Raw genomic sequence first — 21,416 nt, forward strand, 5'->3', positions numbered from 1 at the left:
GGGGGGCCGCTGCACCGCCGGCCCCGCTTGTTTTTCTCGTGGGCCCCCCCCCCCCCCCCCCGGGCGTCGCCGGGGGGGGGGGCGGCCCCCCCCCCGGGGCCGCCCCCTCACCCGGGGTCCCCTTTCCTGTACGACCTGATACGGAGAAACGCCGGTGACTGACAACCAACCCACGGGTCTTGCTGCGGACTTGGGTGGGTTGATCCACGCTCCAGCCGCACGAAAGGGTCCCCTGTGCAATGTCGGGGCGACCCTGTCCGCGGTCGACGAGGAGACCGCGCTCGTGCTGCGCCGCATCCTCGACACCCGCACCGTTCCCTCGGCAGCCATCGCTGAAGTCCTCAAGCAGCATGGCCGATCGGTCACGGCTTACACCGTGGGCCGCCATCGCCGCCGCGGTCAGCCCACCGGTTGCAGGTGCGCCCGATGACCCTGACGAACGACCTGGAAGCGCTGCTCCGGCCCGCATCTGCCGCCCAGTCGCAGCCCAACGAGGTTCTGCGCACGCCTGCCCCTGCGCCCCGGGGCTGGGAGGCCGGGGTGCGCTACGAGCCGGGCGGCTCCATGGTCGTCACCGCCCCAGCGGCAGAACAGCCGCCGACCAGCGAAGCCGACTGGCGTGAGCGCGTTGAAGAACTCGGACTCGCCATTCCCGAGGGCTGGAGGGTGCGTCTCGTCGAGGCCCGCCACGATCCGGCAGCGTGGCACCGTGGCGCACACGGCGAGGACGCCGTCACCCATCCCGTCTGGCGCTGCCGATACGTGATCGAACCGGCCTCTCCCGCCTGGCTGTCCGCGGGTGACGTCGACGCCCTGGTCCGCGATGCGATGCGACGCAGCCGCCCACCCCGCAAAACCGCTGACTCTGCGGAGCGCGCCCTCGTCGTGGTGTACGCCGATGCCCAGGCCGGAAAGGTCGGCAGCGGCGGCGGCACCCCCGAGCTGGTCAGCCGTGTCGCAGACCGCTTCGACCGGCTCGAAGATCACGTGAGGGATCTCAAGGCCCTCGGGCAGGGCCCCACGGCCGCGTACTGGATGGACGCCGGTGACTGCGTCGAGAACGTGGAGAACACTGCCCAGCAGGCGCACACCAACGATCTGACGATGACGGAAATGGTCCGGGTCCACCGACGGATCACTTTCGAGGGTCTGGACCGCCTGGCCGGCCGATTCGACCGCGTCGTCGCGGCGACGTGCGGCTCGAACCACGGCAGGGTCCGTCGGGGCCGCGAAGCTGTCGGCCCGCCCAGCGACGACTGGGGCATCGAAGTCCTGTCACAGATCGCCGACGCGTACGCCCGCAACGCGGACGCCTACGGGCATGTGTCGTTCGTGGTGCCGGAAAAGTGGCGGGAGACCGTGAGCCTGGACATCGCCGGAACCACCGTGGGACTCGCCCACGGACACCAGTACGCGCGGCCGGAGAAGGCCGGTGACTGGTGGCGCTCGCAGAGCTTCGGCCGCCAGGCCATCGCTGACGCCTCCATTCTGATCACAGGGCATTTCCATCACTTCCGGACCACCCAACTCGGCGCGGGCAGGCTGCACATCCAGGCCCCCACGCTCGACAACGGGTCGGACTGGTACACCGCGCGCTCCGGCGAAGTCTCGTCATCCGGGCTGCTCGTGTTCAGCGTCGGCCCGGACGGCTGGGACCACCTTCGGCTTCTGTAGCCCACGGCCCCACCCTCCTATGGGCTCGTTCCCCTTGCCGGTAGTACGCGACCCAAGGCCCTCGGCTCCCGCACTCTTCTTCCCCGAACACCGAACCCGGAGGAAGGACATCATGGGCCTGTATCGCCAGGACGGCACCCGCATCACGAAGGCAGGATTCCCCGCAGAGTTGCTGACCGATCCGCCCGTACGCGTCACGGAGGACGTCTACGTCTCCGAACCGTACGGACGTGGCGACGGAAAGCCGGAGGGGTCCAAGCTGTTCCTGCTCTACCCGGCCGGAACCCTCGTCGTACGTTCCGCGGTCGACCGGATGTTCACTGCGGCGACCCTCGCGAGCGTCAGCCCGGTCAAGGGCCCGGCGGCTGGCAACACCACCGTCACGATCAAGGGCAGCGGCCTCGACGGGGTCACCGCGGTCACCTTCGGAGGCAAGCCCGGCACCGGCCTCAACATCATCTCGGCCGGTGAGCTCACGGTAAAGACCCCACCCGGAACGGCCGGTGCTGTGGTCGTCGCACTCGCCGATGACCACAGCACCGTCTCCAAGTCCAACGGGTTCACCTACGAAGCGCCGTCCGGCACATAGGACTGCCACGCCAGGAGGGCCCGCGCGAACTGCGGAGCCCTCCGGCGAAGTCGGCTCGACAAGAGCCGCCTTGAGACCCGAAGCCCACCCTCGATGTCCGCCTCGCGACGCCACGACACAAGCCCCACCCCTCGTGCAAGGTGCCCGCGATCGGACCGACACCGCACGAGGAGCACCATGGCCACCACCGCCCGCACCCGCAAGTCCACACCCAAGGCACCCACCGAAAACACCGAGGGCGAAACGGCTACCTCCGAACCCACCACCCCGGATACGGCCACGCGCCCCACTGCGCCGGAAGCTGCCCCGCTGGAGCCGCCGCACGTCGATGAAGCTCCTGAGCCCCCGGCCCCGAGCCCGTACGTCACGCCGACCGAGGTCATACCGGACGACGCGAACCTGTCCGATGTCATCCTCGACGACGCCACCGGCGAGCCGCCCACGGACATCGACCGCGTCTTCGTGCCGCTCACCCCGTTCGGCTCCACCCTCCAGTGCACCGTCCGCCTGGTGGAGCGCACGTTCCTCGGCCCCCACCACAGCCCCGTCACCCGGCTCCTGCAGCCCAAGGGGGCCGTGGTCTCCGAGTCGATCGCCGCCCGCATCCGCGAACGCCTGACCGCAGGTGCCGCGACCACCGGCCGCAACCTGAAGTAGAGGGGACAAGGGGTGTCGGTCTACGACCACAAGCCCATGTGGGCCGGGGCGCATTGCGACCCGGCCCACGCCGGCGGCGAAGTATCCCGCCTCGACCTGTACGCCACACCCGGGCGCGACGGCCCGGTAGTCGTGTCGGCCGTACCTGCGTCGCGCATGCGGGCCGGGGTATACCGGTTCGACGTGCACGACGTTGCCCCCGGCCGCTACTGGGGCGCGGTGACCTTTACCCCCCACGAGGGCGCGCAGCCCGTCACGGACACGTCGGTGCGTCTTGACCTGCCGCTCGGCCAGGGCCTCGTCGGCTCACCCGAGGCCGTGGCCGACGCCCTCGGCACCGCCCTTCCGCTGACCTCTGCCCAACGCAGCACGTACGAGGAAGCGATCCGCGACGCGCAGGCCGACGTCGCCGCCTACCTCAACCGATCACTCGTGCCGACCGCGAGGACGCTGCGGGGAGTGACGCCCCGTACGAACGACGCACTCGACGACATCGACGCCTGGCCGCTTCACATCGACGACTTCGCCAGCGTCGTGTCCTACCGCGCCCAGCCCGGCGGCACGTACGACGTGGACCTCCTCATCGGTCTCAACGGCGCCCAGGAGGAGGCCGTGGTGCGTTACGTCGTCGCGCACGCAGCCGAATCGGTCCGGCAGCGCAACGACCAGGGCGCCGGGCCGGGACGCCGGATCTCCTCGGTGAGCGCCGAAGGCCAGTCCGTCTCGTACGATGCCGCGCCAGTTACCGGCCAGGCGGGGGCCCTGCCCACGATCAACAGCCTCAACCGGCTCCGCCGTCTCGTGTTCGAGCCGCTGTCCCGTCCGCCCCGCGCCCCGTGGCCCTACTCGTCCAGCCGTACGCGGCTGCGGCGCTGAAGGAGGCGAAGCGCCTTGGCGGTTGTCCTCCCGAACCGGCGGCTGACGCTCTACCCGCTGGAACACCCGTGGGCCCGCGACGCGAACGGAGTCCCCGTCCCGCCCGACCCCAACCGGCGAGCCGAGCTGCGCGGCACGTGGCCGGGGGCCGTTCTGGAGCAGCCGGACGGCATCTGGTCCTTGCGCCTTGCCCCAGAAGCCTGGCCAGTGAAGACCGGCGACGTTGTCGCCGACGAGCACGGCACGACGTGGACTGCGACCACCGCCCGCATCCACCGCGTGCCGGGCTGCGCGGCCGTGGACTACGTGCAGGTCACCGCGACGCGCAACCCGCCGGAGGTGCCCTGACATGCCGAAGTTCACGCCGAACCCGGCCTTGGAGTCACTGCTCGCGCAGATGATCGCCCCGCACGTCCAGCGCATCGCCCATCAGGTCGAAGTGGAGGCCCGGCGGCTCGCCCCGCCCACCAAACGGTGGGTGACTGTGGCCGACGACCAGGTGCGCCCCACCCATGTTCAGGCCCACGGCCAGGTCGTACCGGGGAACCTCCGCTTCACGCTCAACAGCATGGACTGGGACCGTAAGCACCGGGGCGTCGGCGCCAACACGTACATGCTCCAGCCCCGCGACCAGTCATCGCGGGCCGTCGCCAATCTCCGGAACTGCCGGTGCACCACAGCCGTCGACCCCGACGGCATCGCGCGCAACATCAGCACCGGCCAGCCGGTCATCACCGGGAAGAAGATCACCGTGACCGTCACCGCGCGCGCTCCGATGGTGGTCGAGGCCGAAGTGGGCACGGTCTACCCCGGACAACTGGCAGCCAACGGGACACACTTCATGGCCCGCGCCACAGCGGCGGTTGCCGCCCGTCGCTGAATTCGGAGCTGAGTCCGGTTCCTCCTGAGGACGGCTGTCCACCGACAGAAGCAGTGGCCTTCAGCTGACCTCGCCGAACTGGCCCGACGCCCGGGAACCGGCCCTACGTGCGCGGACTCCGATGCGCCACCGTTCGTCGAAGCCGAGCCGGGTCGTGTAGGCGCACGCCACAACCCGGACTGCCTCGTAGTACGACGGGTCCGGCCCGAGGGCGCCCATGCAGTCTCCGTCGCACCAGTACTCATGGCACTGCAAGGCCCGGCGTCTGGCCTGAATGGTGGCCCTGTACTCAGCCGTTGGCGCGGGCTCGCACCCGAAGGTAATGGCCTTCCAGTCGTCGCTCGACAAGAGAGCGTCGCCGTCGGCCACCGCGCGGTGAGGGCCCGGCTCGCCGAACATCTCAGCCTCATCGGCATCGAGACATGTCTCAACGAAGTCCAGCAGCGTATCCATCAGTCCCCCTTCTGGCAGATGAGCAGGTGGCCGCAGCCTAACGGTCCGGGCGTTTCCTGTAGGTGTGGTTGGGGCTTCCCGTTGGCACGAGCAGGCCCATCGGAGCTGACAGAGGCAACGCACAGCCGCCGCCCCGCTCTCGCGCAGGACGCGACGCAAGCAATGCCGCGCGCTCACAGTGCCCGGCATGACTACGAAGAACCTCTCCACGACCTCTGAGCCGGAGGCCACCCCCTCCGGGTCCAAGGCCGCCTCTGCCTCCCCTGCCGACACGGGAGTGCCGACGGAAACCATCACCCTGTCGCATCACCTCGCCATCGGCGGCACCGACTACCCGCCGGGCTCGAAGGTCCGTGTGCCCACCGATTACGCCCGGCGCCTGCGCCGCCAGGGCTACGTTGCCCGCTCCTGATGGCCGCACCGTACGAACTCGCCGACGCCGATCCGGTCTCGGCGGTCCTCGCCTGGCTCCAGAACCACCCCAGGGTCACCAAGGCTCTCGGCGGTTCCGGCCGCGTATCCGGGATCGCTGAGACGCCCTGGCCTCATCTGCGTGTCACCCACGGGGCTGGCGGTGACCTCCGGGGCTTGAACTGGGCAACGACCCCGGAGGTGACGCTGGAGGCGTACGGCGATCCCGGCGGCTGGCCGGGGCAGGCCGAGCTCCGGCGGATCATCCTCGTCTGCGCGGCTGCCGCGACGGAGATGCCGGAGGCTCCGCACACGCCCGGCCAACCCGTCATCAACGGGATTCGGCCGTCCGGCACGCTCCTGTGGTCACCGCTCGTCGACAGCCAACCACGCTGGCTCCTTGGCCTCCTGGTCACCCTTCACCCGTAACTGAAAGGTCCGGTCGTGTCAGACGTCGGTACGGAGGTGCGCTTGCACCTCGTGCCTCTGCGGCAGAAGCAGGCCAAGGAGTTCGTCGCCCAATGGCACCGCCACCATCGTCCGCCGCTCGGCGCCGTCTTCACTGTCGGTGCTGCCGACCAGTTCGGGGTTCTGCGCGCCGTGGCGATCGTGGGCCGTCCCGTCGCACGTCACCTGGACAACGGCGAAACCCTTGAGGTCACCCGAACTGCAACCGATGGCGTCCGCAATGCCAACAGCATGCTCTACGGGGCTTCCTGGCGGGCGGCGCAGGCCCTGGGGTACGCGCGGCTGATCACCTACACCCAGGACGGGGAGACCGGGGCGAGCCTGCGCGGCGCTGGATGGCGGGTCCTCGCACAGCGCCCGGCCCGTGGCGGCTGGCACTGCCAGAGCCGCCCCCGTACTCCACGAGGTACCGAGCACACCGCGCGGACTCTCTGGGAAACGCCATAGCTCTCCCCTCAGCACGCGACGTTAAGTCACCCCTCTCCCCATGGTTCCGGGGCTCGATCACCGGACCCCAGGGAGACCCCCGTCATGGCAGGCGAGAACGCCAACAACAACGAGATCCTTGTCCCTTCCATCACCAGGATTTGGCTGGCCGCGCTGGGCACCAAAGCCCCGGCAGACGCGACTACACCGATGCCCACCGGCTGGTGGAGCGTGGGCTTCACAACCGAAGACAGCCTCAAGTTCAACTCGGAGCCCAACTTCGAGCAGGTGCGCAGCGCCCAGTCCTCGCACCCCACCCGCACCTTCCAGACCTCGGACGCGTCGACGCTTGAGGTCGATCTGCAGCAGTGGTCGGGACGGAACTTCCGGGCGGTGTACGGCGGCGGCGAGATCACCGAAGTCACCGTGGCCGGGGCTCAGACTGGGACCCCGAAGCAGTACCGATTCACCCCGCCCCGCATCGGCAGCCGCGGCGAGATCGCCGCTGTCATCGAGGTCATCGACGGCGGCCGGCACTACCGGTACGTGATTCCCCGCACGATGCAGATGGAAGGCGTCAGCAAGGACCTCGCCAAGGCCAAGGAAGCGGTTCTCCCGCTGAGGCTTGCAGTTCAGGGCGGCGATGATCTTGACGCCTGGTACGTCCTGACCGACGACCCCGCTTTCGCCCCCGCGGCGTGACCTCCGGGCGGCAGCACGCGACACAAAGCCCGACGGCTTGCCAGTGTCCGCGTGCTGCCGCACCCCGCGACTCAGCCACGCACCCGAGAGGTCACACCCCTATGTCGTCGTACGTCATTGACCTGGACGCCCCCCGCCGCGAAATCCGCTACCCCGACGGTCTGCCCGTTTTGTTCGATGGCGAGGACCTGATCTTCCCGGCGGAGCTTCCCGTCGACGCCCTGGACCCCCTGCTCTCGGAGGACCTGGGCCTGGTCGCGCTCCTCGGTGAAGTCCTCGAATCGTCTGATGGTGAGGCAGGTGTCGCTGAGATCGTCGCTGCACTGTTCCGGCGCCCCTCTCTCCCGCTGAAGTTCCTCGGCGCCGTCCGGAAGACCTACGCGATCCTCCTCGGTGAGGAGCAGTACAAGACGTTCGCCAAGGCACGGCCGTCCGTCCCGGACTTCGTCCGCCTGACCGTCGCTCTGGCCAAGGTCTACGGGGTAGAGATGGGACGGCTTTTCAAGTCGGGCGACTCCTCCGCGAGCGATGGAGCGACGTCGAGTCCGACCTCTGGCACCACTACGGACTCGACGCCCGAAGCGTCTGGCTCCGACCCGGTCAGCCCGGCTTCATCGGTCTGAGGCGGCTGACCTCCCTTCTCGACGGCTTGCCGGAGGAATCCCGGGTCCAGTCCGCGGCCAACGCTGGGTGGACGACGTCCACGGAGCTGCTGGCGCAGATCGTCGAAGAGATCAGCATCCTCGCGGCCGAGAAGCGCCGTGAGGAGCCGAAGACCATCCCCCGCCCGTACAGCTCCGCCACCCGCTCGCAGAAACGATCCCGCGGCTCACAGCGAGCCCCGTCCGAGCAGGCCGCGACGGAGCAGGCGGCCCCGCACATGGCCGGTCACCGGCAGATGCTCATGGCCGCCATGCAGAAAGGCATGGTCCGCAGTGGCTGAGGGCCTACAGGCCGGCCGTCTCGACGTACCGGTCGTCGCGGACCTAGCAGGTTTCGCACAACGGCTGCGCACCCAGGTCGAGGCGGCGGCCGAAGGTCTGGCCGTCAAGGTGAAGATCGAGGTCGACGCCAAGGGCCTCCGCCGCCGTCTCAAGGAGGCGGTCAAGGAGGCGTCCAAGGGCGTCACGGCCAAGATCCGCATCAAGGTCGACCAGGACCGGCTTCGCAGCGAAGTCGAAGGTATCCGGCGCAGCGTCGCCGGGGCCGACATCAGCCTGCCCGTCAGGGCCGACTCCGACGGAGACGGCCCGTCCGGCGGACTCATGGGGAGCCTGCGCGGTCTCCTCCGCGGCGCCCAGGGCGAAGCAGACAACAACCCGGTCAGCGTGCCGGTGAAGATGAGCATGCCCCGGGGGCGCCGCTCGCTGCGGATGCTCGGAATGGGCGCGCTCATCTCCCTGGCGCAGCCCGCCGTGGCCGCACTCGGCCAGTACGCGGCCGGGCTGACCGCACTGGTCTCGGCCGCCGCTCCCGCGGTCGGCGTGCTCGGCGCCATCCCCGGGCTGATCGCTGGCACGGCGACGGCTGCGATCGGCACGAAGGTCGCCTTCTCCGGTTTCGGGGAGGCGATGAAGCAGTCGCTCAAGGCGCAGGAAACCCTCGCCGCGGGCGGGAAGCTCACCAGGGGCGAGACCGAGAAGCTGAATCAGGCGCTCGGGAAGCTGTCGACGTCGGCCCGGTCCTCGGTGAAGACCGTGACCTCCCTCGCCAAGGCGTGGGGCTCGATGAAACGGTCCGTGCAGGAACGTTTCTTCGCGCGGATCGCCGATGACATCAAGCCCCTGTCCCAAGCGGTCCTGCCCCTGTTCAAGGACGCGTTGGGCGACAGCGCGGACCAGATGGGTTCCTTCGCCGAACGCGGCGCCAAGTTCATGCGGTCGGGAGTCTTCCGCAAGGATTTCAAGACCATCGCCGGGACGAACTCCAAGGTCATCGGCAGCCTGACGGGCAGCCTGGGCAACCTGGGCCGCGCCAGCCTCGACTACTTGGTGGCGTCCGGCCCTTTTGTCGAGCGGATCGCCAAGGGCGGTGAGCGGTTCACCGCGTACGTCCGTGCCTCGGCTAAGGCCGGGCGCGAGACCGGCTCCCTTGCCAAGTTCCTGGATCACGCCGGGAACAAGGCCGCACAGCTCGGCCGCTCCACGGGCTCCCTGATCAAGGGGTTGGGCGGCGTCGGCCGCGCCTCGATGGAGACCGGCAACGCCCTGCTGGACGGTCTCGAAGGCACCATGAAGCGCTTCGAGCGCTGGGCCAACAGCAAGGCGGGCCAGGAGGGGATCAAGGAGTTCTTCTCCGGCGCGGCACCGGCGTTCACCGAACTGAACGCGCTCGTCGGGGACTTCGTGCGCGGCATGGGCCGCGCGATGAAGGACAACGGGGTCACCGACCTGATTCGTCAGATCCGTACCCAGCTCATGCCCGCGCTGGGCACCTTCTTCTCCGCGATCGGCCAGAGCATCGGTCCGGCCGTCGTCAGCGTCATCTCCAACATCGCGACCGCCGTAGGGCACTTGGCTGCTGCGGGTACTGGGCTGGGTGTCCTGCTCATGGCCTTCAACGGCCTGGTGGCCGTCTTCAACACGATCATGACCGTGGTCCCGGGTGCGAACACTGCCCTGGCGACCCTGTTGGGCACGCTGCTCGCCCTCAAGGTCATCACGGCCGTGTCCACCATGCTGCGCGGCTTCGGGACGTCCGTCGTCGCAGCCGGTACGTCGTTGACAGCCCTCGGTTCGACCATGCGGGGCGTCGGCCCTGGTGTCATCGGGCCGCAGGCCACGCTGTGGCAACGCGCCTCAAGTGCGTACCGGACCGCCTCTGCCGAAGGCGGGCGGCTCAGCGGCACCCTGCGCGGAATCGGTGCTGCGAACCGTACGGTCGGCAGCGCGATGGGCGGCATGATGTCCGCCCTCGGCGGCCCCCTCGGGCTCGCCATTGCCGGCGTCACGATCGGGCTGGGCCTCCTCGCCTCCAAGCAGCAGGACAGCGCCCGAGCTGCTGAGGCGCACCGCGAGCGCGTGCAGTCCCTCGCGCGGGCTCTGGCCGACTCGGGCGGCGCCATCGACGCCAACGTCCGCGCGCGCACGGTGCAACTACTCCAGGACACCCAGCTCGCCGACGGCAACAAGCGGCTCGTCGACGTCATGAGGGACGCGGACGTCAGCCTCAAGACCCTCACCGACGCCTACCTCGAACAGGGTGGTTCCGTCGACGGGTTGAAGCAGAAGCTCCTGGACCTCGCCGAGGCGAACAAGCCCCTGACGCAGGTGGGCAGAGCAACCGTCCGGCGCTACGACGAGCAGGGCCTGAAGTACAAGGCTGCCGCCGACGCCCTGGGGAGCCTCAACGGCGAGTTGAAGAAGAGCAAGCAGGATGCCACCGACGCCGCCAAGGCGATGAACGACGGCGCCACCGTCGGGACCACCGCCTACGACAGGCTTCAGGCCGCCGTGAAGAATTTCGGCGACAAGACCCAGGCGGCGGACCAGCGCGTCGACTCCCTTAAGGCCGCGCTCGACGCCCTGAGCGGCAACACACAGTCCCTGCACGATGCCGAGACCCGCCTCAACGCGGTCATGCTCCAGGTCGGCGACACGATGAAGGGAAACATCGCCAAGTCCGACGGCTGGGGCCAGTCGCTCGTCGCCACCGACGGCATGGTCAACACCACCACCAGGAACGGGCAGGCCCTCAACTCCCAGCTCGGCGAGATGCGCGACGCGATGCTCGGGGTCGCCACCAGCTCCATGGCGTCGGCAGAGCAGGGCCTCTTGCCCATGTCGGAGGCCATGACCAGGTCGCAAGGAGCGATGGAACAGGCCCGTACGAAGGCCATCCAGCTCGCGATGGACATGGGTATTCCGGCAGCCCAGGCGCGGGCCTTGGCCGACCAGATGGGATTCATCCCGTCCACGATCACCACGCTGATGACCACCCAGGGGATACCGGAGGCCACCGCCGAGGTCCTGAGCCTGAACAGCAAGCTGTCCGCGGTCACCAAGGGCAAGGCCATCCAGATCACGGCTCCGACCTCTGGCGCCATCGGGCAGTTGGAAGCCCTCGGTTACAAGGTGACCATGCTGCCGGGCAACAAGTACGTAGAGATCTCGGCACCCACCGGCAGCGCCCGCGCGAACCTCTCCGCCCTGGCTGCGGACATCGCCAACGCACCGAATCGGAAGACGGTCACGGTCAATGCCATCGTGAACCAGGCGGCCGGCGAGCTGAAGGACGTCCAGCGGAAGGTCGTGGACATCCCGCCGGGCAAGTCGATCGACATCAAGGCCCCCACGCAGACGGCGCAAGCCGCACTGAAGGACCTGAAGTTCAAGATCGAGAAGGTCGACGGCAGCGGCGGCAAGACGGTCAAGATCACCGCCCCGACCGGAACCCCCCTTCAACAGGTCCAGTCAATCCAGAACAAGATCAACAATCTGACCGGCAAGACCGTTCACGTCACCATCAAGTACTCGACGCAGGGCAAGCCGTACGTCAACGAGCAGGCCAACGGCGGCATCCTGCGGTACGCGGACGGCGGCATCCGGCGGGCCGCCGACCGCGTCAAGGCATTCGCCGCCGGTTCCGAGAAGCACATCGCCCAGATCGCCCGGCCCGGCGAATGGCGGCTGTGGGCCGAGCCCGAGACCGGGGGCGAGGCGTACATCCCGCTCGCGCCCGGCAAGCGCAAACGCAGTGCGGCGATCCTCGACCAGGTCGCCAAATCCTTCGGCGGCCGGGTCGTCTACTTCGCCAACGGTGCGCTGCGACAACAGGCCCAGGGCGCCATGCCCCTCTACCGAGGCACCGCCACCGCTGCAACCGCCTCCACACCTCAGCAGCCGGGTGTTCCCGCGGGGAACGGTGCACTCATCGGCGGCGACCTCAACCTCACCATGACCGGTGCGCCGATGAGCCCCAGCCAGGCGCTCACCGACGCCATGTTCGAGCTGCGCCGCATCCGCCGCGGAGGTGCGTATGCCGCTGGCTGAGGGTGAGTGGAACCTCTCGTACGGGGCCAACGGGGTCCATCCCGGGGCCGACTTCGATTTCGGGTCGTTCCGCACCGGGTACTACCTGCTGGAGCCGTACGAGATCACGGTTGGAGACGGAGACGCCGGCGATGTCCCGATGCCTCGTGAAGACGGGTCCCGGTTCGGCCAGGATTACCGGGGCCAGTCCACGCTGACGTTCGAGGTGGGCGTGGACACCGTGTCCGCCGCCCGGACCGTGCTCGCTCGGCACGCGGCGAATCTGGACGCCGTGTCCGCGATGGTCCAGGCGTGGGACGCCGAGGCCGTACGGCGACGATTCGCGACGCCTGCCGTCCTGCGCACCGTGCAGGGCGGCCGGGCCCGGCTCTTCTACGGCCGCCCCCGTAAATGTGCCCCGACCGCCAGCCGGCTGACCCGCCAGGGGTACACCCCGGTCGTGGCGACTTTCGTCTGCGTCGACGACACCGCCTACGACGACGTGGAGCAACGGTTGCGCGTGGACCTTGTGCCGCCGCCGCACCGCGGCCTCGTGGGGCCGCTGAGGACACCGCTGACCATGGTCGGCGAGAGCGCATCCCGCCCCACCGGTGATGCGGTGGTGGGCGGCACCAAAGCGGCGTGGCCGGTCATCACGATCTACGGCCCCATCACTCAGCCCGTGTGCGAAGTGGTGGGGCGCTGGAAGGCAAGCCTGAACTTGACGTTGGGCGCCGGGGAACGCGTGGTGATCGACCCTCGTCCCTGGGCACGCACTGTGCTGCGCAACGGCAATGCGTCCGTCGCCGGTTCCCTGTACCGGGGGTCACCCCGGCTGGCAGACATGCGGCTGCCGGTGGGCCGCCAGGACGTAGTCCTCCGTGGCATCGACGCGACGGGCACGGCGTACATGACGGTGGCGTGGAGAGACGCGTACGCCTACCTCTGACCGCTGTTCCCCCGGGGAACAGCAGACACGCTCAGGCCGCAGCCCGAGACACAAGCTGTTCCCCGGGGGAACAGTTCGCCGCTCATCGCCCTGAGCAGCGGAGGAAGATCATTCATGGGTTGGGACAGCGTTCCGTGGTTCACCGAGGGCGGCGCAGAGCACTCCTCCGAAGTGGCCCGGCTTTTGGCCTACGCGGCCTTCGGGGGCGCCGAAGGCATCGTCGGCAGCGCCGACCTCCAGGTGCGCGCACTCTCCACTCCAGGGTCCGCCGTGCAGATCTACTCCGGTGCCTGCGCCATCACCAACCGCGCCTCTGGGTCGGCGTATCAGTCGTACGCGGCCCGCATGCCCGTCGCCGAGCAGGTACCCATTGCGGCAACCGGCGTTGCGGCCAGGTCCGACCTCATCGTGGCCAGGATCGAGAACCCGAACTCCTACGGTGAGACCTGGCCGAACCCGGCCAATCCGCGGACCGGCCCCTACGTGTTCACCCGGGTCATCAGCAACGTCCCGAAGACCACCACCCGGGTCAGTCAGGTGCGGTCCTCGGATTCGGCCATTGCCCTGGCCCGCATCGACATCCCCGCCAACACCACCGCGATCACTGCGGCCATGATCAAAGACTTGCGGTCGATGGTGAGCCCACGTCGCGACCGACGCCTGTTCACGGGATTCCCTCCGGCGCTCTCCTCGCTCACCTACTCGGACAACAAGTGGCACAACTGGCCCGCAGAGCCAGCCAGATGGGACATCGACGTGCCGACCTGGGCGACGCGCGTAAAGATCGTCACGACCTTGGCGGGCCTGCGCATGACCAGGGCCAATATTTTCGCGTCGATGCAAAACGTTTTCGGGTCGATCACGGGCCAGGACACCGTCATCGACGACGACTCGGGCACCGGCACCCGACGCCAGACCATAGTCCTGGCCGACAACCTCTACATTGCCGCAGCCCTACGTGGGACAACGCAACGCCTCTACCTCCAGACCTACATGCCCAAGAGCAGCTCGGGCGACCTCTCGGTGGACGGAGGCACCTCGATCGTCGCGGACGTGGAATTCGTGGAGGCTCCGGACGAGGAGGAGTATCGGAATGCCTGAAGGCTGGCGCTTCATCGCGCAGCGGGCTCTCTCGGGAACCATCGTCGACTGGGAAGTGCCCCTCGCCCTGGCCTCGAACCCCAAGCGGGACCTCTCAGGGCCCGGGTCGATGGCCGGGACGATCGAGCCCGAGTACGCACGCATGATCAGCGATGACGGCGAGCCCATCCTCCAGGACTGGAACACGATGCTGTACCTGGAGATCGAGGGGCGCATCCGGTGGGGCGGCATCGTCACCAAGACCCATTACGACGGCCCGAAATGCACCGTCAATTGCGAAGGCTTCACCGCCTACGCGCAGGGCATCCCCTTCGAGGGCCGCATCGTCTCCGGCCCCCTCATCACCCCGAAAGACCCATACGCCGGGCGGGACAAGAACCACGACGGATGGATAGACGGCCAGAAAGGGAAGAAGCGCGTCCCGCCCCCACCCAAGCCCTACGGCGGGGCGCGGATCGACACCTTCGACGCGTTCAGGGAAATCTGGAAACACGTCCAGACCCGCCCCTACGGGAATATCGGTCTCACCATCGACAGCCACAAACTGGGGGTACTCCTCGGCGCCAAAGACGGCAGCGATCCTTGGGAACTCGCCTGGTGGAACAACCCCGACTGCGGCCAGTCGCTCGACTCCCTGGCGCGTGACACCCCCTTCGACTGGGTCGAGAACCACGCCTGGGCCGACAACGGCAACACCATCTCCCACCACATCACCCTGGGGCGACCGCGCCTCGGTCGACGGCGCACGGACCTCCGCTTCGCCGACGGCGAGAATGTCGCCGCCATCGCCAAACCCGAAGGAATGGGCGACTCCTTCGCGAACGAAATCGTGGTCCTGGGCAAAGGAGAGGGCCAGAAGATGACACGAGCACAGGTCCACCGGTACGACGGGCGCCTGCGCCGTGTCGCCACCGTGACGGACAAAACTCTCAGCTCCGCCAGCTCACTCCGTACCCGTGGCGAGCAGGAACTGGCCGGCCGCACGAACGCCCTTCAGATCCCCGCCATCCAGATCATCGACCACCCCAACGCACCCCTTGGCTCATGGCAGCTCGGCGATGACATCCTGGTCCAGGTCCACGTCGATTGGGTCGGCGACGTAGCGGTGTGGCATCGGATCATCTCCGACGAGATCAGCGCCGACGGCTTGGTCGTGCTCACCCTGAAGCGCAGCGACGCCTTCACCTACTGAGCCGCCGATGCCTGTTCCCCTGGGGAACACCATCAGCGAACCCGGGGCCAGGCCCAGACGGAAGGACTGTTCCCCAGGGGAACGGACCACAAGACGCAAGCAGTCCGTCTCCTCCACCATCCGCGCCCATGGCGAACTTTCTCGATACAGGCACGGACGCACAGCGCTTCGCCGCCCTCCTCGCCGACTATGAACGCCGAATTCAGGCGCTGGAACGCAGCACCCAGGCCGGATACACCAGCATCGAGGCGGGTGGCAGCCTCGATATCTACGCAGAAGACGGCTCGCTGAAGGGCAGCGTCGGCGTCCAGCCGGACGGCGGTGTCGCACTCGTACCGGTCAATACGGAGCCGCCCCCCACGCCCACGGCACCCACCGTTGAACCGGTCCTCGCCGGGCTCCTGGTGCGCTGGGACGGTCAGTGGGACGACGCATACCAAACACCTTCGGACTTCGCGCTCACCCAGGTCCACATCGGGCCCACCGCGGACTTCACTCCGAATACGAGCACGCAGGTCGCCACGTTGACTTCGCGGCCCGGCGGAACCGTGTCCATCGCCGTCGAGGGCTACGCCTCCGTGTGGGTGCGGCTGGTTGGCCAGAACACCGCGGTGGTGACCGGCTCGCCATCGGCCGCCGTGGAGGGCACGCCACGGCGGGCCGTCTCCCAGGACCTGCTCGACGGCATCGTCAACGAGACGAAGCTCGCCGAGGGGGCGGTGACGGCGGCGAAGGTGGCGGTGGCCGCGATCGACAAGAACGCTCTTGCGGCGGGTGCGGTCACGGCGGAGAAGATCGGGCAGAAGGCTGTCGAGGCGGGGAAGATCGCCGCCGGTGCCGTCGACTTGAGCACCCTGGGCGGTGCCCTCTCTGACAGTGCCGTCCAGCGGTACACGGACGCTATGGGCGATGCCGCTGCATGGCAGGTCGTCCAGACCGGCACCGGTGCCTCCTGGGCACACCGATCCGGGGTGACGGACGCACCGACCGGGCAGACGGTGGGGCAGGCCAACGGCCACATACGGGTGCGGGGCAACACGCTGATCCCCTACGAGCCGGGAACTCTGTACCGGGTCAGTGCCCGCATCCGGGCCACCGTCCAGCCCACGGCGGGCCCGGACAACGTGTACGTCGGTGTCCTGGGTCTGGGTGCGGACAAGTCCACGCTGGTGAACCGGCAGGGTGTGAACTCGGCGTCCGGCCACTACTACGTGGGGGCGTCGGGGCGGACGATCGCGGCGGCGGACGGGTGGGTGACGATCGTCGGCTACCTCAAGGACCGTGCCCCGGCCGGCGGCCTGGGGTCGGCGGGCCCGAACCCCGACGCCCGCGCCCCGGGCATGGTGCACCAGGACGTCAGGTTCATCAGCCCCTACCTGTGGTTGAACTTCGTCTCCGCCGACGTGCCGGGCGCACCGTCGGTGATGCAGGTCGACCTGGTGACGGTGGAGGCGCTGCGGACCGGGGTCGTCGACGGCACGAACCTGGTGTCGGGAGCGGTCACGACGGCGGCTCTGGCCGCTGATGCCGTCACGGCGGGGAAGATCGCTGCGGGGGCGGTGTCGGCGCGGGAGATCACCGTGAACACCATCACGGCCGCGCAGATCGCCGTGGGCGGCATCACCGCGAACGCCCTGTCCGCAGGTTCGGTGACGGCGGGATCCATCGCTGCCGGGTCCATACAGGCTGCCCACCTGGTCGCCGGTGCGGTGCAGGCCGGATCTTTGGCCGCTGACTCGGTGTCGGCGGGGAAGATCGCCGCCGAGACCGTGACCGGCAGGGAGCTGAAGGCCCTGTCAGTGTCGACGGACAAGCTCGCGGCAAACGCGGTGACGGCGGGGAAGATCGCGGCCGGGGCAATCGAGACGGCACACATCGCGGTGGGGTCCGTCACCCCGGACCAGCTCTCTGTCGGGCAAGGCACCAACCTGATCCCGGACGCGGGCTTTGAAGGAGCGGGCACGGCGAACAGCCTGGCCGCCGCCGGTTCCGCCTGGTCGTTCGCTCCGGGAAACCGCACCGGTGTGGGGGTGCGAGTCGATGCAACAGCAGACAGCCCGTCCTACTTCACGCTGCCCATGGCGACGGCCCCGATCCTTGCCGCCTCCCAGTTGTTCCTGGGGGTGGACATCCTCACGTCGCAGGACCTCGTAGCGGAGGCGGTAAAGATCCTCGCGAGGTGGGAGGACTCCGCAGGCAACGTGCTGGGCTACGGGGTCGCGGAGACCGCCGAGTACGTGGCGGGTGAGTGGCGGCGCATATCGGGGCAGGTCGCAGCCCCCCAGGGCACGACTCGGGTGGTGCTGTTCCTGGAGGCGTCCGCCGCGACCAGCGGGTGGTGCGTCTTTGACAATGCTGAGTGTCACACCATTTTCGGCGACGCCACGGGTGGGGCGAGGGCGGAGATCGGGCCCCGGGGTATGCGGCTGTTCGACGACGACGGTGACGAGGTCGTGTCGTTGCTGTCGGGGCAACCGAACGCGCTGACGTTCCGCGATGGGACCGCCCGTGTCGCCGCGATCGGCTCGACCGGGGATGCGTCGTTCCAGAACCTGGCCGTCGCCGGGACGCTCAGCATCGGCGGAGATGATCTGTCGTCCCTGTACAACGGGCCCCGCGGGATGCTCGCGGTCGACTGGATGGCCACCCCGGTGAAGACGACCACGGGCACCGAAATGGGGTACGTCGAACTGGCCTTCGACGCCTCCCCGGATCGCATGTACCGGATCGAGTTCAACGGGTCCGCCGAGTGCACGGCCGCGGGCGGGTCGCTCGTACTGCGGCTGCGGTCGGGGTACGAGGGCGCCCCGTTGGTGTCGTCACCGCAGATCCAGGAGGCCCGATTCCCGCTGACGCAGACAACCCGCCGGCAGGTGGAGCTGAGGTTGGTCAGTCACTGCGGGACGGAGGACTACGTGAGGCCGGGCCGGAACCGGCTGCTGCTCACGTTCACGTCCGACAGCGGCGCACCAGCCGGACAGCAGGTCACCCTGACCGGCGCCTCGGGCCGCCTGGGGCATCTGACGGTCGAAGACGTCGGTGAGCGGATTCCGGAGACCGGAGCGTACAACACGGGTGGCGCGGTCGTCCCCGATTCCCCGGTGAAGATGACCCGCGCCTACAAGGCCGCCTGGTCCGGGAGTTACGCGAACCGGGCCGGATTCAACGCCTACCACGGCAATGCCCTGGCCGCCGGCTTCTACTCCACGAACAACGGCATCCAAGCCGCCCTCGCCGGGTTCGCGGGGAACATCGCCGGAGACCTTGCAGGGGCGAAGGTCCTCAAGGCGGAGGTCTACCTGTACGCGAACCACTGGTACCTCGCATCCGGTGGCACCGCAGTCGTCAGGACCCACACGCATGGCGCCCGGCCTGCCAAGTTCGCTACCCAGGCCGCGGCCAAGACCGTCGGCAACTGGGCGCGCTCCAGCGGGAAATGGGTCGACATCACGTCGATCTTCGACCCGAAGACGTTCCGGGGGATCTCCCTGGACCCCAACACCACCAACAGGACGTTCTACGGCAAGTTCGACGGCGTGGGCTCCGCTCACCCGCCGCAGCTGCGAGTCACGTTCGTCAAGTAACCCCTGAGAAAGCAGAGCATCTGATGGCCGCCGTGTACGCGGATCTCGTTTCCAACTCCAACTTCAGCAACGGCACCACCGGCTGGTGGGCGGGCGACCCCGCGATGGTGACGCTCACCGCCACCGACTCCGGCGGAGAGGCCACCGCCACGACAGATGCTGTGAACTTGTGGGATGCCCCGTTCGGGCAGGACGGCATCGTGCTGCGGAAGGGCTGCACGTACACGTTCTCGTTCACCGCACGGGCCAGCCAGCCGGGCACCGCGCTACGCGCCCAGGTCGGCCTGGGCGCAGACCCCTGGACCAACGCCCTCGACAAGACAGTGACCCTGTCCGCGGTCAACCGGCACTTCTACTACTCGTTCACGTCCGAACTCGACACCCCCGTCGGGCAGGTGAGCTTTCAGATCGGGCAGGGCACCAGCGTTACCGTGCATCTGACCGAGGTCCGCCTGACGTGCTCCACCCCGCGGGAGGGGTTCTTCGTCGACCCGGAGTCGAACGCGGCGAAGTGGGTGCGAGCCAATCCGAAAGACCAGCGGGCCGCAAAGATCACACGCGGGCTGGTGCGGCGCCCCACGGCGAAGTGGTTCGGCGATTGGAACAAGGACGTGAAGACGGACGTCGATGCCTATGTGTCCGCCGCAGCGGCGGCCGGGCTGCTGCCGATCCTCGCCGTCTACAACGTGTTCAACCGCGACAACGGCGGGGAGAGCCACGGTGGCGCGAAGTCCGCAGAGCTGTACCGCACGTGGGTTGATGCCGTCGCAGCCGGCATCGGAGACCGTCCAGCGCTGGTGATCGTCGAGCCGGACGCGCTCGCCCAGATCCAGGGCCTGCGGGATGACGCCGCTCGGGCCGAACGGCTGAGCCTGATCGACTACGCCGCCCAGGCGCTGGGGAAGCTGCCGCACGTGCGGGCCTACCTCGATGGCGGCAACGCAACGTGGATCAAGCCGCAGGAGATGGCTGCACGGCTGGCTGCTGCCGGAGTCGCCGCGACGAAGGGCTTCGCGGTGGGGGTCTCGAACTTCGACGCCACGGACATCAGCGTGACGTATGGCACCCAGGTCTCCCAGGCACTGGCGGGGCTGGGCGTTCCTGGGGTGCGGTTCGTCATCGACACGGCCCGCAACGGAAACGGTGCAATGGACGCAGCGGGGCAGCACGTCGACTACTGCAACCCTGCCGGGCGGCGCCTAGGGGTGCCGAGCAGCATCGGCGTGGGCGGGGCCGAGTACCTGCTGTGGATCAAGGTTCCGGGTGACTCCGACGGCATGTGCGGCATTGCTCCGGACGTGCCGGCGGGCACGTTCTCGCCGTTCCTCGCCGAACGGCTGATCGACGGGGACTGATCGGAGCCGCAGATAGCTCCCCCTGCCCCTGCACGAGATCCATGACGCACTGGTCCTCCACCCGACCGGCACCCGCTCAGTGCGCCATCCCCCCTGGAAGCAGTCCTTGCCGCCGGGGACATCGGTGCCCTTGCGGCGTCCTCCTCCGGCTGACCGCGCGACACAAGCCCCCCGCGGACTGCACCGTACGCCCCGCGGGGAGCGGTAGCCCTCTCACCAGGGCTTCCGCTCCCGCGCACCCCTGACCCAACGACCGAGGGAGCACCAGTGGATGGACTCGTCTCGCTGGCCCCCGCTCTGGCTCCCGTTCTCGCTCCGCTCTTCGGGATGTTCGGCGTATTGGGCGGCGCTTGGCTGGTGTACCGGCAGGCCAAACGCAAGAACGACAGCGACGCCCAGGTCTCGGCGGTACGCACCGTCACCGAGGGCTTCACGAGCCTCTTGGAACAGCAGCGGGCAGCGACAAGTCAGACCTTGGAGCGGATGACGTCCCTGGAAGCCAAGTACAGCGACCTGGAGCGCCGAATCGAGCACATGCAGGAGGAGCAGCGGCAGTGGAAGCGCTGGAAGGCAGCCGCGATCGAGCACATCCACGACCTGCGTGACCTCGTCCAGAACGCTCTGCACCGGCCGGCTCCCACCCCGCCCGAGGAGATCGCCGCCGACGTTGAGCGCCGCGACGCGGCGTAGCGCAGCGCACGACACAAGCACGTCGGCACCTGCACGCTCTGCCCTTCCACGACACCCAGCAGAAGGGCACAACCCCCATGTCGACAATCGACTCCCTCACCACCGGCGCCCAGGTCGGCGCCCTCCTCCCGCTGCTCACCGCGATCGTGCAGCGCCCGTCCTGGTCCGCGGAGGTGAAGAAGGGGGTGGCGGTCATCCTGGCCCTGGTGGCGGGTGTCGTCACCGTGGCAGCTTCCGGTGGCTGGGGACAGTTCCAGCACGGAGCGCTCACCTTCGCCACCCTGACCGCGGTTCTCGCCGCCTCGCAGACCACCTACGACCTGTTCTGGAAGCCGAGCAAGATCGCCCCGCTTGTCGAGTCGGCGACCACGCCGAAGCGACAGGGCGAGCCGGAGGACACGTCGGAGCAGGCCGGCTAACCCTCCGGCCGGATACCCGC

Annotated in this window: 21 protein-coding genes; 20 read left to right on the forward strand and 1 reads right to left on the reverse strand. The window is 68.7% G+C overall.

The window, feature by feature from the left end; translation table 11 throughout:
• Positions 1 to 426: 426 nt before the first annotated feature.
• The 6 genes from ACFWVV_RS17525 (at position 427) to ACFWVV_RS17550 (ending at position 4,676) form a co-directional block, all read left to right on the forward strand.
• A complete protein-coding gene (locus tag ACFWVV_RS17525) occupies positions 427 to 1,674 on the forward strand; it encodes a hypothetical protein (RefSeq protein ID WP_384351119.1) in 1,248 nt (415 codons plus the stop codon).
• Between the two features lie 112 nt (positions 1,675 to 1,786).
• Positions 1,787 to 2,263, forward strand: a complete 477-nt coding sequence (locus tag ACFWVV_RS17530; protein WP_384351121.1) for an IPT/TIG domain-containing protein — start codon at positions 1,787 to 1,789, stop codon at positions 2,261 to 2,263.
• A gap of 177 nt (positions 2,264 to 2,440) precedes the next feature.
• On the forward strand, positions 2,441 to 2,920 hold the full coding sequence (locus tag ACFWVV_RS17535) for a hypothetical protein (RefSeq protein ID WP_384351124.1): 480 nt from the start codon (positions 2,441 to 2,443) through the stop codon (positions 2,918 to 2,920).
• Between the two features lie 12 nt (positions 2,921 to 2,932).
• Entirely contained in the window at positions 2,933 to 3,796 is an 864-nt protein-coding gene (locus ACFWVV_RS17540; RefSeq protein ID WP_384351126.1) for a hypothetical protein, read from the forward strand.
• Between the two features lie 15 nt (positions 3,797 to 3,811).
• The gene (locus tag ACFWVV_RS17545; RefSeq protein ID WP_384351129.1) at positions 3,812 to 4,144 is read left to right on the forward strand and encodes a hypothetical protein; all 333 of its coding nucleotides are present in this window, start codon (positions 3,812 to 3,814) and stop codon (positions 4,142 to 4,144) included.
• 1 nt (position 4,145) lies between these two features.
• Entirely contained in the window at positions 4,146 to 4,676 is a 531-nt protein-coding gene (locus ACFWVV_RS17550) for a hypothetical protein (protein ID WP_384351132.1), read from the forward strand.
• A 60-nt stretch (positions 4,677 to 4,736) separates the two neighbouring features.
• Here ACFWVV_RS17550 and ACFWVV_RS17555 read toward each other — a convergent pair whose 3' ends face one another.
• The gene (locus ACFWVV_RS17555) at positions 4,737 to 5,129 is read right to left on the reverse strand and encodes a DUF6221 family protein (protein ID WP_384351134.1); all 393 of its coding nucleotides are present in this window, start codon (positions 5,127 to 5,129) and stop codon (positions 4,737 to 4,739) included.
• 187 nt (positions 5,130 to 5,316) lie between these two features.
• On the opposite strand from ACFWVV_RS17555, the gene ACFWVV_RS17560 reads away from it, so the two are divergent.
• From ACFWVV_RS17560 to ACFWVV_RS17625, 14 genes are all read left to right on the forward strand, one after another.
• Positions 5,317 to 5,541 (forward strand): hypothetical protein, encoded by a 225-nt coding sequence (locus ACFWVV_RS17560; RefSeq protein ID WP_384351137.1) that lies wholly within the window; start codon positions 5,317 to 5,319, stop codon positions 5,539 to 5,541.
• The gene (locus ACFWVV_RS17565; protein ID WP_384351140.1) at positions 5,541 to 5,969 is read left to right on the forward strand and encodes a hypothetical protein; all 429 of its coding nucleotides are present in this window, start codon (positions 5,541 to 5,543) and stop codon (positions 5,967 to 5,969) included. The genes ACFWVV_RS17560 and ACFWVV_RS17565 overlap by 1 nt, the downstream gene beginning before the upstream one ends.
• A 36-nt stretch (positions 5,970 to 6,005) precedes the next feature.
• A complete protein-coding gene (locus ACFWVV_RS17570; protein WP_384351245.1) occupies positions 6,006 to 6,455 on the forward strand; it encodes an XF1762 family protein in 450 nt (149 codons plus the stop codon).
• 84 nt (positions 6,456 to 6,539) lie between these two features.
• Positions 6,540 to 7,136: a hypothetical protein gene (locus tag ACFWVV_RS17575; RefSeq protein ID WP_384351142.1), complete on the forward strand. Its 597-nt coding sequence runs from the start codon at positions 6,540 to 6,542 to the stop codon at positions 7,134 to 7,136.
• Between the two features lie 101 nt (positions 7,137 to 7,237).
• Positions 7,238 to 7,759 (forward strand): hypothetical protein, encoded by a 522-nt coding sequence (locus ACFWVV_RS17580; RefSeq protein ID WP_384351145.1) that lies wholly within the window; start codon positions 7,238 to 7,240, stop codon positions 7,757 to 7,759.
• 26 nt (positions 7,760 to 7,785) lie between these two features.
• Positions 7,786 to 8,079 (forward strand): hypothetical protein, encoded by a 294-nt coding sequence (locus ACFWVV_RS17585; RefSeq protein WP_384351148.1) that lies wholly within the window; start codon positions 7,786 to 7,788, stop codon positions 8,077 to 8,079.
• Positions 8,072 to 12,127, forward strand: coding sequence for a hypothetical protein (locus ACFWVV_RS17590; RefSeq protein WP_384351151.1), 4,056 nt, complete (start codon positions 8,072 to 8,074; stop codon positions 12,125 to 12,127). The genes ACFWVV_RS17585 and ACFWVV_RS17590 overlap by 8 nt, the downstream gene beginning before the upstream one ends.
• A complete protein-coding gene (locus tag ACFWVV_RS17595) occupies positions 12,114 to 13,055 on the forward strand; it encodes a hypothetical protein (protein ID WP_384351154.1) in 942 nt (313 codons plus the stop codon). The genes ACFWVV_RS17590 and ACFWVV_RS17595 overlap by 14 nt, the downstream gene beginning before the upstream one ends.
• A 114-nt stretch (positions 13,056 to 13,169) precedes the next feature.
• Positions 13,170 to 14,156, forward strand: a complete 987-nt coding sequence (locus tag ACFWVV_RS17600; RefSeq protein ID WP_384351156.1) for a hypothetical protein — start codon at positions 13,170 to 13,172, stop codon at positions 14,154 to 14,156.
• Positions 14,149 to 15,348 (forward strand): hypothetical protein, encoded by a 1,200-nt coding sequence (locus ACFWVV_RS17605; RefSeq protein WP_384351159.1) that lies wholly within the window; start codon positions 14,149 to 14,151, stop codon positions 15,346 to 15,348. The genes ACFWVV_RS17600 and ACFWVV_RS17605 overlap by 8 nt, the downstream gene beginning before the upstream one ends.
• A 128-nt stretch (positions 15,349 to 15,476) precedes the next feature.
• Positions 15,477 to 18,932: a hypothetical protein gene (locus ACFWVV_RS17610; protein WP_384351162.1), complete on the forward strand. Its 3,456-nt coding sequence runs from the start codon at positions 15,477 to 15,479 to the stop codon at positions 18,930 to 18,932.
• Between the two features lie 23 nt (positions 18,933 to 18,955).
• Positions 18,956 to 20,287, forward strand: a complete 1,332-nt coding sequence (locus ACFWVV_RS17615; protein ID WP_384351164.1) for a glycoside hydrolase family 6 protein — start codon at positions 18,956 to 18,958, stop codon at positions 20,285 to 20,287.
• 267 nt (positions 20,288 to 20,554) lie between these two features.
• The gene (locus ACFWVV_RS17620; RefSeq protein ID WP_384351166.1) at positions 20,555 to 20,977 is read left to right on the forward strand and encodes a hypothetical protein; all 423 of its coding nucleotides are present in this window, start codon (positions 20,555 to 20,557) and stop codon (positions 20,975 to 20,977) included.
• A 77-nt stretch (positions 20,978 to 21,054) separates the two neighbouring features.
• Positions 21,055 to 21,396 (forward strand): hypothetical protein, encoded by a 342-nt coding sequence (locus ACFWVV_RS17625; RefSeq protein ID WP_384351168.1) that lies wholly within the window; start codon positions 21,055 to 21,057, stop codon positions 21,394 to 21,396.
• The last annotated feature ends 20 nt before the right edge of the window (positions 21,397 to 21,416 follow it).

This window comes from Streptomyces sp. NPDC058663 (assembly GCF_042716745.1).
Classification (GTDB): Bacteria; Actinomycetota; Actinomycetes; order Streptomycetales; family Streptomycetaceae; genus Streptomyces.

Coding starts and splice junctions, on each gene's coding strand:
- ACFWVV_RS17525 (WP_384351119.1), top strand. CDS start 427: ATGACCCTGACGAACGACCTGGAAGCGCTGCTCCGGCCCGCATCTGCC.
- ACFWVV_RS17530 (WP_384351121.1), top strand. CDS start 1,787: ATGGGCCTGTATCGCCAGGACGGCACCCGCATCACGAAGGCAGGATTC.
- ACFWVV_RS17535 (WP_384351124.1), top strand. CDS start 2,441: ATGGCCACCACCGCCCGCACCCGCAAGTCCACACCCAAGGCACCCACC.
- ACFWVV_RS17550 (WP_384351132.1), top strand. CDS start 4,146: ATGCCGAAGTTCACGCCGAACCCGGCCTTGGAGTCACTGCTCGCGCAG.
- ACFWVV_RS17555 (WP_384351134.1), bottom strand. CDS start 5,129: ATGGATACGCTGCTGGACTTCGTTGAGACATGTCTCGATGCCGATGAG.
- ACFWVV_RS17560 (WP_384351137.1), top strand. CDS start 5,317: ATGACTACGAAGAACCTCTCCACGACCTCTGAGCCGGAGGCCACCCCC.
- ACFWVV_RS17565 (WP_384351140.1), top strand. CDS start 5,541: ATGGCCGCACCGTACGAACTCGCCGACGCCGATCCGGTCTCGGCGGTC.
- ACFWVV_RS17575 (WP_384351142.1), top strand. CDS start 6,540: ATGGCAGGCGAGAACGCCAACAACAACGAGATCCTTGTCCCTTCCATC.
- ACFWVV_RS17580 (WP_384351145.1), top strand. CDS start 7,238: ATGTCGTCGTACGTCATTGACCTGGACGCCCCCCGCCGCGAAATCCGC.
- ACFWVV_RS17595 (WP_384351154.1), top strand. CDS start 12,114: ATGCCGCTGGCTGAGGGTGAGTGGAACCTCTCGTACGGGGCCAACGGG.
- ACFWVV_RS17600 (WP_384351156.1), top strand. CDS start 13,170: ATGGGTTGGGACAGCGTTCCGTGGTTCACCGAGGGCGGCGCAGAGCAC.
- ACFWVV_RS17605 (WP_384351159.1), top strand. CDS start 14,149: ATGCCTGAAGGCTGGCGCTTCATCGCGCAGCGGGCTCTCTCGGGAACC.
- ACFWVV_RS17610 (WP_384351162.1), top strand. CDS start 15,477: ATGGCGAACTTTCTCGATACAGGCACGGACGCACAGCGCTTCGCCGCC.
- ACFWVV_RS17615 (WP_384351164.1), top strand. CDS start 18,956: ATGGCCGCCGTGTACGCGGATCTCGTTTCCAACTCCAACTTCAGCAAC.
- ACFWVV_RS17625 (WP_384351168.1), top strand. CDS start 21,055: ATGTCGACAATCGACTCCCTCACCACCGGCGCCCAGGTCGGCGCCCTC.